Below are 15,161 nucleotides of genomic sequence, written 5' to 3'. Positions count from 1 at the left end.
AGGGGCCCCGCTTAACGCTTGCGTATAGGCGGGGCCCCCGGTTAACACTCGTCTACTTCAGGAAGCGGTCGAGCGCCGCCTCGATGGTGCCGCTGTCCGGCGCCGCGTACGACTTCATCGTCGTCTTGTTGTAGGAGATGAAGCTGGGGCAGCGGGCGGTGGGCGCGGTGACCGTGCCGCCGTCGCCGATCTTCTCGCCGGTCTTGGCGGCGTGGAACGTCAGCGTGTAGCGGGAGGAGATGTAGTCGACCGTGACGATCTTGCCGTCGGTGGCCTTGTACTGGCACTTCTTCGGCGTGCCCTCGCTGCCGTCGACCACCTTCAGGCAGCCGATCACCGACGCGCTGGCGAAGTCCGCCGACTTGACGTAGTAGCGCTTGTCCGAGCTGAACGACTTCTGCGACCAGTACGTCGGCCGGTCCGGGGCGTTGGAGAAGACGTACGCCTTGGCGTTCGACGGCCCGGTGTACGGGGCGGCGTTGAGGATCGAGCCGCCCTCGCACACGGCGGACATCTCGCTCGAGTAGCGGGCGGTCAGCGCGTCGTTGCTGGACGGCTCCTCCGGCCCGGTCGACTCCGGCGCCGACTCGGTGGGGGCCGGCGTCGAGCCGTCCGGCCCCGGGGTGGTGCTGCCGGACGCGACGGGCGTCGGGTCGTCCTTGTCGTCCCCGCCGAACGCGACGTAGGCGAGCCCACCACCGCAGCAGAGCAGCGTCAACGTCACCGCTCCGGCGGCGAGGCCGACGATCAGACCCTTCTTCGACCGGCCGGGCGGCGGGGCCGGCGCGAACGGCGCCGGCTGCCCCGGGTAGCCGGGCTGGCCCGGGTACGGCGCGCCGGCCTGCGCGCCGAACGGCGCGCCGGACCCCGGCTGCGCGCCGTACGGCGCACCGGAGGCGGGCGGCGTGCCGTAGGGCGCACCCGACGCCGGCTGCTGGCCGTACGGCGCGCCCGAGGCGGGCGGCGTGCCGTAGGGGGCGCCGGAGGCGGGCTGCTGGCCGTACGGGGCGTTGGGGTCGGGCTGGTTGCCCCACGCTCCGGCGTTCGGGTCCGGATAACCTCCGTAGGGAGGGTGATTGTCACTCATCTGAGGTTCTTCCACCTGTCGTCCGTGGTTCCGGCGATCAACCACCCGCAGCGTAATGACGGCTGCAAACTGACGCTCGCCGAAGTTCGATCACTCTTCACCGGCGGTGCCGGAGCCGTTCCGGTGCGTGCCCGACCGGCCTCCGCACCGGCCCGGCACCCGGGTGTCACCTGGTGGGATCCGTTGTCGCGCAACGGATCCCGGGTCCAGCGGCGGACATGTTCTGTGTCAGAAATGTGACGCACTTGACACCGACCCGGTCAACGCGGCACCGGCACCGTGTCCCGCGCCAGGGCCAGCGCGCCGTACAACGCGGCGTCGTCGGCGAAGCGGGACCGCACCACGTCGGGCGGGTGCGGCAGGGCCTCGGTCAGCCGGTCGACGAGCATCCGCCGGATCAACGCGCTGCGCGTCACGCCGCCGACCAGCACGATCCGCTGCGGGTCGAGCAGCAGGCAGCAGGTCGCCAGCGCGCGGGCCGCCTCGTCGACCCGGGCGGCGAGCGCGTCGCGGGCCGCGCCGGGCCGCTCGGCGGCGGCGGTGAGCCCGGCCGCCCCGTCCGGCACGCCGAGGTCGGCGGCGAGCCGGTCCAGCGCCCGGCCGGAGAAGTCCAGCTCCAGCATCGTCCCCGGCCAGGGCGCGCCGGCCACCGCGTACCCGATCTCGCCGGCCGCGCCCCGGTGGCCGGGCAGCACCGCGCCGCCCACCGTGACGGCCGCCGCGATGCCGGTGCCGATCCCCACCACCAGGCCGGGGTCGACGCCGCGCAGGTCGCCCAGCCGCAGCTCGGCCAGGGCGGCGGCGTTCAGGTCGTTGTCCACCGCGACCCGGGGCACGTCCAGCGCCTCGCCGACCGCGTCGGCCAGGCGCAGCCGCTCCCAGCCGGGCACGTTCGGCGCCAGGTCGATGCCGTCCGGGCGGACCACGCCGGGCGAGGCCACCCCGGCGGCGGCGAGCGGGCCGCCGACCTCGGCGACCAGGTCACCGGCGAGCGACAGCGCCCGGGCCAGCGCCTGCGGCGCGCCCTGCTCGGCGTGGGTCGGTACCCGGCGGTGGGCCAGCAGCCGGCCGTCGGCGTCGGCCACCCCGACCGCCATCTTCGTGCCGCCGAAGTCGATGCCGAGCAGCAGTCCCGCGCCGCGCGTGTCGGCGGCCGGCGGGCCGGACAGCCGCACGCTCACCGGATCGAAATCTCGGCGGCGACGGCGTCCAGTTCCTCATCCGCCCGGCGCAGCAGGTCGCGTACCCCGGCCAGCCGGTCCGCGACCGGGTCCAGCGCGGACCGCAGCACGCCCACCTGGGCGCGGACCGCGGCGGCGCCCGGCCCGTCGGCCTGCGCCCGCTGGAGCACCAGCTCCGGCCGGACGGCGGCGGCGATCAGGTCGGCCACCGCCGCGTCGTCCAGCTCACCGGTGGTGTCGGCGGCGGCGGCGCGTACGCCCTCGGCGGTCCAGGTGTCCGGCCCGCCGGCCCGGACCAGCCGCCCGACGAGCGAGTGCGCGGCCCGGAACGGTACGCCGTGGCGGGTCAGCGCGTCCGCCGCGGCCGTGGTGGTGGCGCCGGAGGCGACGATCTCCTCCCGGCTGGGCGGGTTCAGCGGCGCGATCTCGGCGAGGAAGCCACCGACGAGCGCGAAGAAGCGTTCCGCCCGCTCGTTGCTCTCCCAGAGCCGCACCTGCACGTCGGTGGTGGCGTTATTGGAGTCCTCCCACCAGGCGGCGCCCACGTTGTTGAGCACCGAGGCGGCGTCCGCCGCGGCCTGCCCGGCGTAGGAGACCAGGTGTTCCAGCACCACCGGATTGCGCTTCTGCGGCATGATGCTGCTGCCCTGGGTGAAGTCGCCCGGGGTGGTGACCCACTGCCAGCTCAGCCAGTCCATGAGCGTGCGGGCCAGCCGCGCGCCGGTGGCGAGCGCCCGCGCGTTGATCGTGCCGACCCGGACCAGGTGGTCGGCGCCGGCGACCGCCTCGTACGAGTTGGTGACCAGGCCGGCGAAGCCGAGCAGCTCGGCCAGCCGGGCCGGGGAGATGTCCAGGTCGGTGCCGGCGAACGCGCACGAGCCGAGCGGCGAGACGTTGAGTTGGTCGATCACGTCGGCGTAGGTGGCGGCCTGGCCGGCGAGCGCCTCGGCGTAGCCGGCGAGCGCGTGCCCGATGGTGGTGGGCTGGGCCGGCCGGCGGTGGGTGTAGCCGGTGATGACCACGTCGGCGTACCTGTCGGCCTGGTCCAGCGCGGCGCGGCCGGTGTCAAGCACCCGCTGGAGCACCTCGACGAGCTGGTCGCGCAGCAGCATCCGGAACACGCCGGCGTCCAGGTCGTTGCGGCTGCGGGCGAGCTGCACGTCCAGCTCGGAGGTGGGGATGCCGCACGCCGCCGCGAGCCGCTTCTCCAGCAGGTAGTACGTGTCCTCGAAGCTGCCGTCGTACGCCGGCGGGGCGGTGGTGTCGGCGCGCAGCTCGGCCAGCCCGCGCAGCAGGCGGGCGCCGCGCTCGGCCGGGATCAGCCGCTGTTCGGTAAGCATCACCACGTGCGCCTGGCTGGCGCGCACCATCGCCGGGTAGAGGTGCCCGACGTGGTGGTCGTACGTCGGCGCCAGGTGGTTGCGCTGGTAGGTGGTCAGCGTGCTCATCGGGTTTCCTTCCGGTTCGCGGTCGGGCCGAGCAGCCGCTCGGCGTTCCCGGCGAAGATCGCGCGCAGGTGGTCCTCGGGCAGGCCCAGCTCGTGGCAGACGCGGAGCTGGTCGTCGAGGTAGCGGGTGACGTAGCCGCGCGGGAACCAGGACGAGTCGCTGCCGTAGACGATGCGCTGCGGCCCGATCGTCTCGTAGCAGCGGCGGAACAGGTCCTCGAGCGTGAGCTTGTACGGCATCCAGCGCACCCACTGGTTCGAGCCGGACGTGTCGATGTGGATGTTCGGGCAGCCCCAGGCGGCGAAGGACAGCTCCTGCACGTGCTGGACGCCGAAGTGCGGCACCACCACGGCCAGCTCGGGGAAGCGCCGGGCCATCCGGACCAGCTCGTCCGGACCGCCGTACCGGCCCACGGGCAGGCCGCCGGCGCTGCCGTAGTGACCGATGTGGATCAGAACCGGGACGCCGAGGCGCTGGGCGGTGGCCCAGAGCGGGTCGAGGTCGGTGTGGTCGAGCGGGCCGCGCAGCAGCGGCGCGAACAGCTTCAACCCGCGCAGCCCGCGCTCGGTGACCGCGCGGTCCAGCTCGGCGGCGGCGTCCGGGCCGTACGGGTCGTGGTGGGCGAAGCCGAGCAGCAGGTCCGGGTGCCGGTCGACGACGTCGGCGAGCGCGTCGTTGCCGCCGCCGGTGACGAAGACCGCCCGGCGCACCCGCGCCGCGCGCAGTTCCTCGGCCCACCGGTCCGCCTCGTCCTCCCAGCGCTCGGCGGGCGGCTCCGGGTCGGGGAAGCTCCAGGCCCGGCGCCACTGCCGGGAGTACGGCGCGGACCCGGCGGCCCGCACCGCGCGCTCGGGTGCGCCGCCCGGGTGCATCCCGGCGGCCTCCTCGCAGGCGTGGATCGTCTCGTCGGCGCCGATGCGGAAGTGCATGTGGAAGTCGACGACGTCAAGCCCCCGGTCGACGGTCATGCGCGCTCCTCACCCGATGTGTCGGGCAGCGGGTCGGCGGTGGGCGGGGCCGGCATCGGGGCGGCCACCCAGGCGGTGACGATCTCGCGCAGCCGCTCGCCGGCCGTGGCGCGCACCGTGCGGCCGGCCTCCTCGGTGGCCCGCGAGACGTGCCCGGACCAGCCCTGCCACGGGTCGGGCCGGGACTCGACGAGCACGTACGGGTGGGTCACCGGCAGCTTCGGGCGCGGCGGCAGGTCGGTGGCGGCGTCCAGGCGTACCGTCTCCGGCGCGAAGCCGAGCACTCCGGACGTCTCGTACGCGCCACCGTGTCCGCGAGCGATCACGTCGCCGTACAGCTCGCCGGTCTCCGCCGGGGTGACCAACTGGAACCAGTTGACCAGCAGCAGGCTCGCGGTGCGCCGCCCGGAGACCCACTCCATCGCGGCCCGGACGGTGGACATGTTGGCGTCGTGGCCGTTGACCACGAGCAGGCGGGGGAAGCCGGCGGCCACGATGCCCTCGATCACGTCGGCGAGGTAGCCGACCGCGATCTCCGGTCGGATCGCCACCGTCCCCGGCCAGGGCCGGGTCTGCCCGGGGCAGGCCGCGTAGGCCACCGGCGGGAACAGCACGCCGCGCGGGCCGGGGCCGGGCGCGGCGCTCTCGGAGGCGAAGCCCTCGGCGAGGATGAGGTCGGCGCCGAGCGGCAGGTGCGGTCCGTGCCACTCGACCGCGCCGACCGGCAGCACCGCGAAGTCGGCCGCCGCGACGACCGCGGCGAGTTCGCCGCCGGGGATCCCGGCGGCGGGCAGCAGCCCACCGCCGGCCGGCCAGAGGTTCGTCACGCGGTCCATTTCACTGCCTCCCGGGCCGCCCGGCCGCCGCTCTGGAGCCGGCCGGAGATCACCATCACCACGAAGATCAACACCACCTGGAGCATGCCGTACGCGGCGGCGGTGCCGACCTCGAACGAGTACATCCGGTTGTTGATCTCCACCGAGATCGGCGCGGTCTCCGAGGTGTAGATCAGCACCGAGGCGACGAACTCCCCGACGCCGTTGACGAACGCGAGCAGCGCGCCGGCCAGCACGCCCGGCAGCATCAGCCGCAGCGTGACCGTGCCGAACGCCCGCCACCAGGACGCGCCGAGGTTGCGGGCGGCCTCCTCCAGCGACGGGTCGAGCTGCGCAAGCGTGGCCGAGCTGGACCGGAACACCAGCGGCAGGAACCGCACGAAGTACGCCAGCGGCATGATCCAGAAGGTGCCGATCAGCACCTGGCCGAAGCTGAACGCGTTGCCGGTGCTGAACGCCGAGATCAGGTTGATCGCGACCACCGTGCCGGGCAGCGCCCATGCCAGCATGACCGCCACGTCGAGCAGGCCACGCCCGCGGAAGTCCAGCCGGCGCACCGCGTACGCGATGAGCACGCCGACCACGACGCAGCCGAGCGTGGCGAGCAGGCTCATCTGGAGCGAGTTGACGATCGGCCGGTAGGCCCCCGGGTCGGAGAAGATGGTGGTGAAGTTCTGCGTGGTGTAGCCGGACGGGATGACCTCGGTGGTCCACGAGCCGTCCTGCGAGAACGCCACCAGCGCGATGGTCGCCACCGGGGCGAGCAACACCACGACGGCGAGCAGCGAGGCGGCCAGCGCCAGCCAGCGGGCGAACGGGTTGGTCAGCTCGCGGCGGTGACTGGCGACGCCCTTCGACTGGGAGCGGTAGCTGCGCCGCCCCTCGTACCAGCGCATGCCGAGCAGGAACAGCACCGACACCACGGCCAGCACCGACGCGTAGGTCGAGGCCATCGGCAGGTCACCGTTGGTGCGGTTGATGTAGATCTGCATGGTCATGGTGCGGTCCACCCCGAACAGCAACGGAGCGGTGTACGACGCCAGCGACGTCATGAAGACCAGCAGCGAGGCGGAGACCAACGCCGGGGTGAGCATCGGCAGCAGCACGGTGCGCCACACCCGCACCCGGCCCGCGCCCAGGTTGTAGGCGGCCTCCTCCACCGACGGGTCCATGCCGGTCAGCGCGGCGGACGCGGCCAGATAGAAGAACGGATACATGGTGAACGTGTGCACCACGAGCACGCCGGCGATGCCGCTGAACGGCAGCACCGGGTTCTCCGTGCCGAAGAGCTGTTGCAGCGCGCGCGGCAGGATGCCGGTCTCGCTGTAGAGGAGCTGGAACGAGATCGCCCCGATCAGCGGCGGCAGCGCCGCCGGCACCAGGATGATCGCCTCGATCAGCCGGCGGCCGGGGAAGGAGAACCGCTTGAGCAGGAACGCCATGGCGACGCCGACGATGCCGCAGAGCAGCACGCTGGCGGCGGAGATCAGCAGCGAGGTGAGCAGCGCGGAGCGGGCCACCCCGTCGCCGGTGAGGAAGCGGGACCAGTTGTCCGGCCCGTCCACCCCGACGCTCTCGCCGAACGTGGCGAGCATCGGCTGCACCACGTAGCCGAAGAGGATCAGCACCAGCGGGAACACCAGGACGTACGGGAACCAGCGCGAGTTGGCGCCGATCGTCGGGCGGCGGAAGCGCCGGCCGCCCGGGGGCGTGGGGTCCTCGGTGACCGGCGGGACGGTGGCCGCGCTCGGGGTCGCGGGGATGGTGCTCATGCACTCACCACCCACATCCGCTCCGGCGGCAGCCGCAGCCCGACCTGGTCGCCCACGGCCAGCCCGCCCGGCACGTCGATCGCGGCCACCTGGACCGCCTCGCCGCCCACGTCGACGAGCAGGTTGGTGGCCATGCCGGTGAACTCCAGCTCGGTCACCCGGCCGCTGAGGATGCCGTCGTCGGTGGGCGGGCCGAGCGTGATGTGCTCGGGGCGTACCGACACCAGGGCGGTGGCGCCCTCGCGGAGCCCGTGCTCGGCGGGCGCGGCGACCGGGACCTGCCAGCCGCCTGGTAGCGCCACGGTCACCGTGTCCGGTCCGGCGCTCACCACCGGCAGGCTGAGCACGTTGCTGCGGCCGATGAACCGGGCCACGAACGAGGTGGCCGGCCGGTGGTAGATCTCCTGCGGCGTGCCGACCTGCCGGACCCGCCCGGACTCCATCACCGCGATCCGGTCGGACATGGCCATCGCCTCGGACTGGTCGTGCGTGACGTAGAGCGCGGTGGTGCCGGAGTCCTTCTGGATGCGGCGGATCTCGACCCGGGTCTCCTCGCGCAGCTTGGCGTCGAGGTTGGACAGGGGTTCGTCGAGCAGCAGCGTGCGGGGCCGGATCACCAGCGCCCGGGCCAGCGCGACGCGCTGCTGCTGGCCGCCGGAGAGCTGGTCGATCCGCCGGTCACCGTAGCCGCCCAGGTGGACCTCGCCGAGCACCTCGTCGACCCGCCGCTTGGCGTCGGCCCGGCCGACCTTGCGGATCTTCAGGCCGTACGCCACGTTCTGGGCGACGCTCATGTGCGGGAAGAGCGCGTAGTTCTGGAACACCATGCCGGTGTCGCGCTTGTTCGGCGGCCGGTTGGTGACGTCCTCGGCGCCGAAGCGGATCCGGCCCGAGCTGGGGAAGTAGAAGCCGGCCACCATGCGCAGGGTGGTGGTCTTGCCGCAGCCGCTCGGGCCGAGCAGGGTGAAGAACTCCCCCGCGCCGATGCGCAGGTCGACGTCGTCGACCGCCGCGGTGTCGCCGGCGCGTGGGAAGCGCTTGCTCACCGACTCCAGCGTGACATCGATCATGATGTCTCTCCTTGCGTCCGGTAACCGGGTCCGACCGGTGACGGGTGGGGGCGGTTCGGGAGGCGACGGCGGTACGCCGGGCGCGTGGTGCGCCCGGCGTACCGTCCGGTCAGCCCTTGTTCTTGATCTCGCTGTTCCAGTGGTTGATCCACTCGGTCTCGTTCTTGCCGACCACGTCCCAGTCGACGTTCATCGGCTTGAGGTTGAGCTGGGCCAGCCACTCCGGCTTCTCGGCGATGTCGATGGCCGGGATCTGGAAGTAGTCCTTGGCCAGCTCGGCGCGGAGCGAGTCGTCGAAGAGGAACTCCAGGAACTTCTGCGCGCCCTCGCTGTTGCCGCCCTTGACCTGGGCCAGGCCGTCGACCAGGACCGGGGCGCCGGAGGCCGGCATCACGTAGCCGAACGGCATGTTCGCCTGGTTGGCCTGGAGCAGGATGTCCTGGAGGTTCCAGGCGCTCAGCGTGCCCTGCTGGCGGGACAGCTTGAGGTAGAGGTCGGTCGGGTTGGCCGCGTACGCGCCGGTGTTGGCGTCGAGCTTCTTCAGCCAGTCGTAGCCGGGCTGCGGGTTGCTGCCGTCGGGCGACTTCTGCTGGATCATCGAGGCGTAGATCGACCGCATGGTGCCGGACGCCGCCACGTCCCGGATGATGATCTTGTCTTTCCACTCCGGCTTGAGCAGGTCGTCCCAGTCCTTCGGGGCCTGCTCCGGGGTGAGCGCCTTGTTGTTGTACATGATGACCTCGGGCAGCAGGATCTCGCCGAACCACCGGCCCTGCGGGTCCTTGTACGCCTCGTCCATCTTGTCGGCGAACGCCGGCTGCCAGCCGGTGAGCAGGTCCTCGGACGCGCCCGCCGCGAGGCCCTGCTGGGTGCCGCCCCACCAGACGTCGGCCTGCGGGTTGGCCTTCTCCGCCCGGACCCGCTCCAGGATCTCCTGGGCGCCGAGGTTGAGCACCTCGACCTTGCCCTGGTACTCGGGGTACTTGGCGGTGAACTTGTCGACGACGAAGGTGGTCACCTTCTTGTCGCGGGCCGTGTAGATCGTCAGCTTCTCGGCCTCGCCGGAACCGGAACCGAAGTCACCGGAGCCGCCGCCGCAGGCGGTGCCGGTGGCGAGGACGGTGGCGAGCGCACCGGCGAGCAAAAGTCGACGTCTCATGGGGTACCTCCGAGGGTGTTTTGAGTGGTCAGGCGGTCAGGGAGCGGGTAACAGGGTGGACAAACCGGACGCGGCGGCGGAGAGCGCGTAGCTGATCGCGCCATGCAGCACCGCCTGGTCACCGAGGACCGCACGGCGGACCTCGGTCGGGCTGGGCGCGCCGAGGGACACCAGCGCCTGGAGCCGCTCCACGGCGTCGTCGTCGAGGTCGGCCGCGGCGCCGCTGAGCAGCACCCGTCCGGGGTCGATCACGCACGCGCAGGAGACGATGAGTCGGGCCCAGGCGGTGAGCACCTCGGCCAGGTACGCGGCGGCCCGCTCGTCGGTGGCGGCCAGCTCGACGAGCGCCCGCACCGGCGCGGACGGCCGGCGGCCCGGCGCGAGGGCCACCACCCGCTCGGCGATCGCGCCGGCCGACCAGCGCGCCTCGAACGGGCCGATGCCGTCGTGCCCCCGGTCGGCCGGGTCGAGCGGCAGGAAGCCCACCTCGCCGGCCGCGCCGCCGGCACCCCGGCGGACCTGCCCGTCGAGCACCAGGCCCGCGCCGATGCCGTCGGCGACGTGCAGCAGGAGCAGGTCTGCCACGTCGGTCCCGGCGCCGGCGGAGTGCTCACCGGCGGCCATCAGGTTCACGTCGTTGTCGATCACCACCGGCACGCCCAGCCGCCGCTGCACCGACTCCCCCACCGGGCGCGCCTCGACCAGCCCGACCGAGGGGGCGAGCCGGACCGCGCCGCCGGTGGAGACGCCGGGCGCGGCGATGGCCACGCCGCGCAGCGCGGGCAGCCCGTCGCCGGCCAGTTCCGGCACGGCGGTGCAGATGAGGTCGACGATGTCACCGGTACGCCGCACCGCGCGGTGGCCGATCACGGCGCCGTCGCTGTCGGCGATCTCGCAGCTGATCCGGGCCGGCTCCAGCGCGACGGCGGCGACCAGCTCGGCCCGGGGGTTGAACTCCAGCATGGCGCGGGGACGGCCGGCGCGGGAGGCGCCGGGGCCGCGCTCGATCAGGTAGCCCTCGGCGATCAGGTCCCGCACCAGCGGGGTGAGCGTGGCGGGGCTCAGCCCGGTCAGCTCGGTCAGCTCGGCGCGGGACAGCACCCGGGCCGAGCGGGCGGCGGAGATCACGCTGCTGCGCTTGATCTCCTTCGACCGCTCTCGGCTCACCGGGCTCGTCGGTGGGGTCACCACGTCTGTCACACTTCCTTCCTACGGCGAACGAACTATTGCGTCAAGTCACGATCTGGTCTCGCGGGCCCGGCACCCCGACCCGCGAACTGGACAAATGGCAGCGATGAGCGCGTCCGGACGAGTCTGGCTCCGCCGATGCCACCACTTCGGCACCCACGATCAACCCGCCTTTAGTTCGCGTCACGAAGAAATACCGTCGCGCCCTTCTCCTGAGCGCCGTGATGACCCTGCCATTGAGGACAGTCACCCTTCCGGCCGGGGCGTCGACCAGCCGCCGGCAACTCTCTGGCGCCCGGCTCTCCGGTGCCCGGGGCCCGGCTCTCCGGTGCCTTTCGAGCTGAGAGCAGAAACGACTCACCCGACCGCACCCTCGACCAGGCCCCCTTTGGGTGCACCTGTTGTCGCTCCCGCGACAACAGGTGCACCCAAAGCCCTCGCTCGTCGCCGCCCGCCCGCCCCCCGCTGCAAGAAACGGGCGATGCCGCCCGCACCGCTACCGTCGCGACCGAGATCCTCGCCGGTCCCTGCCTCACGCCGGCCGGCGATCAGGTCGGGACACCAACCGCCGGTGGCGGCACCTACAGTCGGGCCATGCGGACCGAGACAGCCGAACCGGTGACACGCTCACGCCCGGCGCGGCGGACCGCGGGGCGCGCGCCCGTCCGGGCCGTCTATCCCGGCACCTTCAATCCCTTCACGCCCGGACACCTGGACGTGGTGGAGCGGGCACGCGCCCTCTTCGACGAGGTGATCGTGCTCGTCGCGATCAACGGTGACAAGCAGCCGGGCAGCGACCCGGAACAGCGGGCCGCCGCCGTTCGGGCCGTCCTGCCGACCGGGTGGACCACGGTGACCGTGGCGGCGTGGAGCGGGTTGACCGCCGCCTACTGCCGTCGACACGGCGCGGGAGTGATCGTGCGAGGCGTGCGGAACACCACCGACCTCCAGGCCGAACAACGGCTCGCCGCGATGAACCAGTCGTTGGGCGTCCCCACCGTCTTCCTACCGGCGCGGCCCGAGCTGGCCGCCACATCTTCCACTGCGGCACGAGCGACCGGACAGGGGACTCTCCGAGGTCATCGCCGTCGAGGCGCCGCTTGACGTACCTGTGGAACTATGCGGATGGGATCGTCCGGGTGGCTTGGACGGCGCGGCGCAGCCGACCGTCGGCAGCCAACTCCCCGAACATGTAGATCTCCGTGGTGATCGTGGCGCCCTTACGCAGCTCCGCGATGAGCCGGTACCGGGCGGCGACATGGTCGCCGTCCACCAGCGCCTGCTCCACCTCGACACGGAGACCAACTGCCCGTTTGCGGGCCGGGCGGATGTGATCCAGCAGCCGCTTCCGGTCCAGCAGCACGCCGTCGTTGACCAGCTCGTAGTCCGGCGTGTGGTAGCGGTCAAGCACAGTCGCCGGATCCTCGTCGCCCAACCCCGCCTCCTGGGGATAGCGGATCAGATAGCCGGCCAGATCGGTACGGGGCGTCATCTGATCTCCCTGAAACGACTTATCTTTGACGGCGTGTCTACGATAATGTCGGGCGGTAAGTTATACAACATGTCAGAGATGACAGGTGGTCGACGCCGACGGCGGCGTTCGGACGCCGAGCGCAGCGCCGCCGCTGTACTCGACGCCGCCGTCCAGGTGCTCGGTCGGCACCCGGACGCGAAGGTGGAACAGGTCGCCGCCGCAGCCGGCGTCACCCGCCAAACCGTGTACGCCCACTACCCGTCCCGGCCACTGCTGGTGGCCGCGGTCGTCGACCGCATCACCGCCGAAGCCGTCGCCGCCCTCGACGCCGCCGACGTGGACAGCGACACTGTCACCGAGGCGCTGCTGCGCTGGCTGGACGTCACCTGGCGGCTCTTCGACCGGTACCCGCTGCTCTTGCACCCCTCGGCGACCGCGACCGAGCAGGCGGAGTCCGACCGCCAGCATGCCGCAGTCAACGAGCGCCTGGAGCGGCTGATCAGGCATGGCCAGGCCACCGGCGAGTTCGACGACACCCTCAGCCCGGCCTGGTTGGTCTCCGCGACCATCGCGCTCGGTCATGCGGCCGGCGGCGAGGTTGCCGCCGGCCGCATGACCACCACGCAGACGGTGGCAGCGCTGCGCCACAGCATCCTGCGCCTCTACGGCGCCCGCGAGCCCTGATCAGCGGCGGTCTCTGCCACTCCGTCCACTCGATGTTCACCGGTGCACCCATCCGGCCAGCACACGAACCCCAGCGCCGTGGTCGACGGGCCGCGCACTATCGCGTCGAACCGCACGTGAACGACCCTTAGTGAAAGACCGGGGCCAAGTTCGCAGAGCCGACAATCCCAGCCGGATCTAAACCTTGGCCGTCGCCTCGTGGAATCATCTGGATAAATACCGTCCTTGGTGGACGGGAGGCCGTATCCTGTTCCCGTGCTCACCGAGGAAGCGCCGAAGATCACCGACTGGATGCAGGCTTGGGGAAGCCTCGCCGGGCTGGTCATGTCCACGGTCGCCGTAATATTCGCCGGCCTACTGTTTCGGCATGAGAAGCGAGTGCGTCGCGAAGAAAAGGCAGATGCCGAAGAGGCACAAGCAAGGCTTGTCGTCGCCACGTTTACCGGGCTTCGCCGCGCCATGAACGATGACTCGGAATACACCCACGCGGCTTACAGCGTCGTCAACTTCAGTGCCGCACCCGTGCTCAGCCTCGAGCTTCGGCATGTCTATCAGGGATTTGGCCTGACATGGCCCAGCCGATTACAAATTTTGCGTGGGGAAGTCAAGGGCAGCCTTGCCCTATTTGATCCATTGCCTGAACCAGAGGGCAATCGGCTAGCTCCAAGGATTGATTTGGAGATAACTTTCACGGACTCGAACGGATTTGACTGGAAGCGGACCGGGGGCGCCCGACCGGCCAGAGTCCTCCCGATGGACGCGAGCATGCTTTCTCTCAGACAGATGCGGACAGTCCTACTGACGGCCGGCTCTATAGCGGTGGTCGTCGGATTCCTAATCGGTTTTCTTCTTCACTAGCTCCCATCCTTCCTTGGTCAAACGCTTATCCACGGGCTTTGGGCGACCGTGTTCAGATGCGAGGCGTACGGAGTGTTCGACGCGGACTGCATCCCCGCCACCGCATCCCACGGCCTGATTCCAGTTCTCGGGCCGCGCGACCTGGTCGAACAGCAGATGACACCTGAATGAAGCCCTCATCGACGCCCTCGACGAGCGTCGCGACCGGCCCAACCCGCCACGCCTGCACCGACGGCCCCCGCTTGATCAACGTGCCCGACACAACTCCTACCGCGCCGAACGACCCACCGACCAGCTCACCCACCGCCCCGGCCCGCCCATACCAGGACTGGTCCGCTCGAAGGACCGGAAATTAGCGGGATTGCGACTTAAGTCGTACGGTGAACCGTCGACGCCGCCGCGGTACTCGGCCGCAATCGTCAACTGTTCGGCCTCGGCCGGTACCGACATGCCGAAGATCCGCGATTCAACGAGGAAACCCTGGGCGTCGGAAGACTCACTGTCTCGCTCTGCAAGGCGGTAGTCAGGCTACGGGCGCTCGCCTCGCAGCTTCAGGTTGTCGACGAACGCGCCCCAGGCCGCGGTGTCGAAGCTCAACATCCCGGCCGCGGGGGCCTTGGAGTCGCGCACGTCGACCACGACGCCCCGGTCCCGCACCTCGACGCACTGCCCGTTGTTGCCGGATCGGCTCGACTTGCGCCAGGCGTCACGTTCCATGTTTGCTCAGCTCCTTGATGAACGTCACCGACTCGGCCGGCGACCGTGCCAGCGTCCTCAGATTGTCGTACGCCGCCGACAGCCACGCCAGGTCACGGCTCGATCCTCAGGCAGATCACGCATCGACGGATGACTCGGCCCGCTCAGGCTGCCTCGGTCTTGAGTCGGCCGTCCCGATAGGGCTGGGAAGGCCGCTGAAAGCACGCACCGGAGACGCGCGACTCGATGGTGCGAACGTGCCGGAAGCCCTGTCGGCGGTAGTAGTCATGCAGGCGGCGGTTCGTGATCCAGGCGTCGAGCCGCAGCCAGGTCAGCCCGGCGTCGTACGCCCGACCGCCGGCCCAGTCCAACAACTCGCCGCCGAGATTCTGGCCCGCATGAGCGAGTGGGATGATCATTTTGGCTGCGTACAGCGCGTCGGCCGGGTCATCCTCCGGATACCACAGCGCCTCCGGATCCCGGTCCGGCTTCCACAAGCCGTCCACGTCCACATAGGCGGTGAGCGTGATGGTGGCTACCGGCTCGTCACCGTCCCAGACCATCCACGTCTGCCCGGCGGAGACGGTAGCCGCCACAGCAGTTCGCGGTAGCGCGATCGACCACTGCTCCTCGCCCCGACCGGCCAACCATGCCACCCGCTCGCGTCGCCAGCGCATGATCTGGTGGACTTCCCTCAGAAGCGCCGACGCGATGATCATTTGCTCATCGCCCGGGGAGTA

The 15,161-nt window shown here is 71.2% G+C and carries 15 protein-coding genes; 3 read left to right on the top strand and 12 right to left on the bottom strand.

Annotation, left to right across the window (positions count from 1 at the left end; genetic code table 11):
- Positions 1-52: 52 nt before the first annotated feature.
- The 9 genes from O7602_RS11630 to O7602_RS11590 all read right to left on the bottom strand — a co-directional run bounded on the left by O7602_RS11630 (position 53) and on the right by O7602_RS11590 (position 10,721).
- Entirely contained in the window at positions 53-1,087 is a 1,035-nt protein-coding gene (locus tag O7602_RS11630) for a hypothetical protein (RefSeq protein WP_281588662.1), read from the bottom strand.
- 260 nt (positions 1,088-1,347) lie between these two features.
- A complete protein-coding gene (locus O7602_RS11625; RefSeq protein WP_281588661.1) occupies positions 1,348-2,268 on the bottom strand; it encodes an ROK family protein in 921 nt (306 codons plus the stop codon).
- On the bottom strand, positions 2,265-3,716 hold the full coding sequence (locus O7602_RS11620) for a lyase family protein (protein ID WP_281588659.1): 1,452 nt from the start codon (positions 3,714-3,716) through the stop codon (positions 2,265-2,267). Before O7602_RS11620 ends, O7602_RS11625 begins: the two co-directional genes overlap by 4 nt.
- Positions 3,713-4,684 (bottom strand): amidohydrolase family protein, encoded by a 972-nt coding sequence (locus O7602_RS11615; RefSeq protein ID WP_281588657.1) that lies wholly within the window; start codon positions 4,682-4,684, stop codon positions 3,713-3,715. Before O7602_RS11615 ends, O7602_RS11620 begins: the two co-directional genes overlap by 4 nt.
- Positions 4,681-5,520, bottom strand: coding sequence for a creatininase family protein (locus O7602_RS11610; protein WP_281588655.1), 840 nt, complete (start codon positions 5,518-5,520; stop codon positions 4,681-4,683). The genes O7602_RS11615 and O7602_RS11610 overlap by 4 nt, the downstream gene beginning before the upstream one ends.
- Positions 5,508-7,292 carry an iron ABC transporter permease gene (locus tag O7602_RS11605; RefSeq protein ID WP_281588653.1) on the bottom strand — a complete coding sequence of 595 codons (1,785 nt, stop codon included), beginning with the start codon at positions 7,290-7,292 and terminating at the stop codon, positions 5,508-5,510. Before O7602_RS11605 ends, O7602_RS11610 begins: the two co-directional genes overlap by 13 nt.
- Positions 7,289-8,362 (bottom strand): ABC transporter ATP-binding protein, encoded by a 1,074-nt coding sequence (locus O7602_RS11600; protein WP_281588651.1) that lies wholly within the window; start codon positions 8,360-8,362, stop codon positions 7,289-7,291. The genes O7602_RS11605 and O7602_RS11600 overlap by 4 nt, the downstream gene beginning before the upstream one ends.
- Before the next feature lie 109 nt (positions 8,363-8,471).
- Positions 8,472-9,521 (bottom strand): extracellular solute-binding protein, encoded by a 1,050-nt coding sequence (locus O7602_RS11595; protein ID WP_281588649.1) that lies wholly within the window; start codon positions 9,519-9,521, stop codon positions 8,472-8,474.
- Positions 9,522-9,557: 36 nt separating this feature from the next.
- Positions 9,558-10,721 carry an ROK family protein gene (locus O7602_RS11590; RefSeq protein ID WP_281588647.1) on the bottom strand — a complete coding sequence of 388 codons (1,164 nt, stop codon included), beginning with the start codon at positions 10,719-10,721 and terminating at the stop codon, positions 9,558-9,560.
- A gap of 582 nt (positions 10,722-11,303) precedes the next feature.
- On the opposite strand from O7602_RS11590, the gene coaD reads away from it, so the two are divergent.
- Positions 11,304-11,813 carry a pantetheine-phosphate adenylyltransferase gene (gene coaD / locus O7602_RS11585; protein WP_281588645.1) on the top strand — a complete coding sequence of 170 codons (510 nt, stop codon included), beginning with the start codon at positions 11,304-11,306 and terminating at the stop codon, positions 11,811-11,813.
- 13 nt (positions 11,814-11,826) lie between these two features.
- Here coaD and O7602_RS11580 read toward each other — a convergent pair whose 3' ends face one another.
- Complete coding sequence (locus O7602_RS11580) at positions 11,827-12,201, bottom strand: nuclear transport factor 2 family protein (protein WP_281588643.1); 375 nt, start codon at positions 12,199-12,201, stop codon at positions 11,827-11,829.
- Between the two features lie 69 nt (positions 12,202-12,270).
- Between O7602_RS11580 and O7602_RS11575 the strand changes: the two genes are divergently transcribed.
- Together O7602_RS11575 and O7602_RS11570 are read left to right on the top strand one after the other, a co-directional pair.
- Positions 12,271-12,867, top strand: a complete 597-nt coding sequence (locus tag O7602_RS11575; RefSeq protein ID WP_281588641.1) for a TetR/AcrR family transcriptional regulator — start codon at positions 12,271-12,273, stop codon at positions 12,865-12,867.
- 255 nt (positions 12,868-13,122) lie between these two features.
- Positions 13,123-13,725 carry a hypothetical protein gene (locus O7602_RS11570; RefSeq protein ID WP_281588640.1) on the top strand — a complete coding sequence of 201 codons (603 nt, stop codon included), beginning with the start codon at positions 13,123-13,125 and terminating at the stop codon, positions 13,723-13,725.
- A gap of 528 nt (positions 13,726-14,253) precedes the next feature.
- Here O7602_RS11570 and O7602_RS11565 read toward each other — a convergent pair.
- Positions 14,254-14,442: a DUF397 domain-containing protein gene (locus O7602_RS11565; protein ID WP_281588638.1), complete on the bottom strand. Its 189-nt coding sequence runs from the start codon at positions 14,440-14,442 to the stop codon at positions 14,254-14,256.
- 143 nt (positions 14,443-14,585) lie between these two features.
- Complete coding sequence (locus O7602_RS11560; protein ID WP_281588636.1) at positions 14,586-15,140, bottom strand: GCN5 family acetyltransferase; 555 nt, start codon at positions 15,138-15,140, stop codon at positions 14,586-14,588.
- Positions 15,141-15,161: the final 21 nt, after the last annotated feature.

Origin of the sequence: Micromonospora sp. WMMD1128, assembly GCF_027497235.1 — a bacterium.
Classification (GTDB): domain Bacteria; phylum Actinomycetota; class Actinomycetes; order Mycobacteriales; family Micromonosporaceae; genus Micromonospora.
Note: the sequence above shows the minus strand (reverse complement) of the source record. Positions and strands in the feature narration are given on the sequence as shown.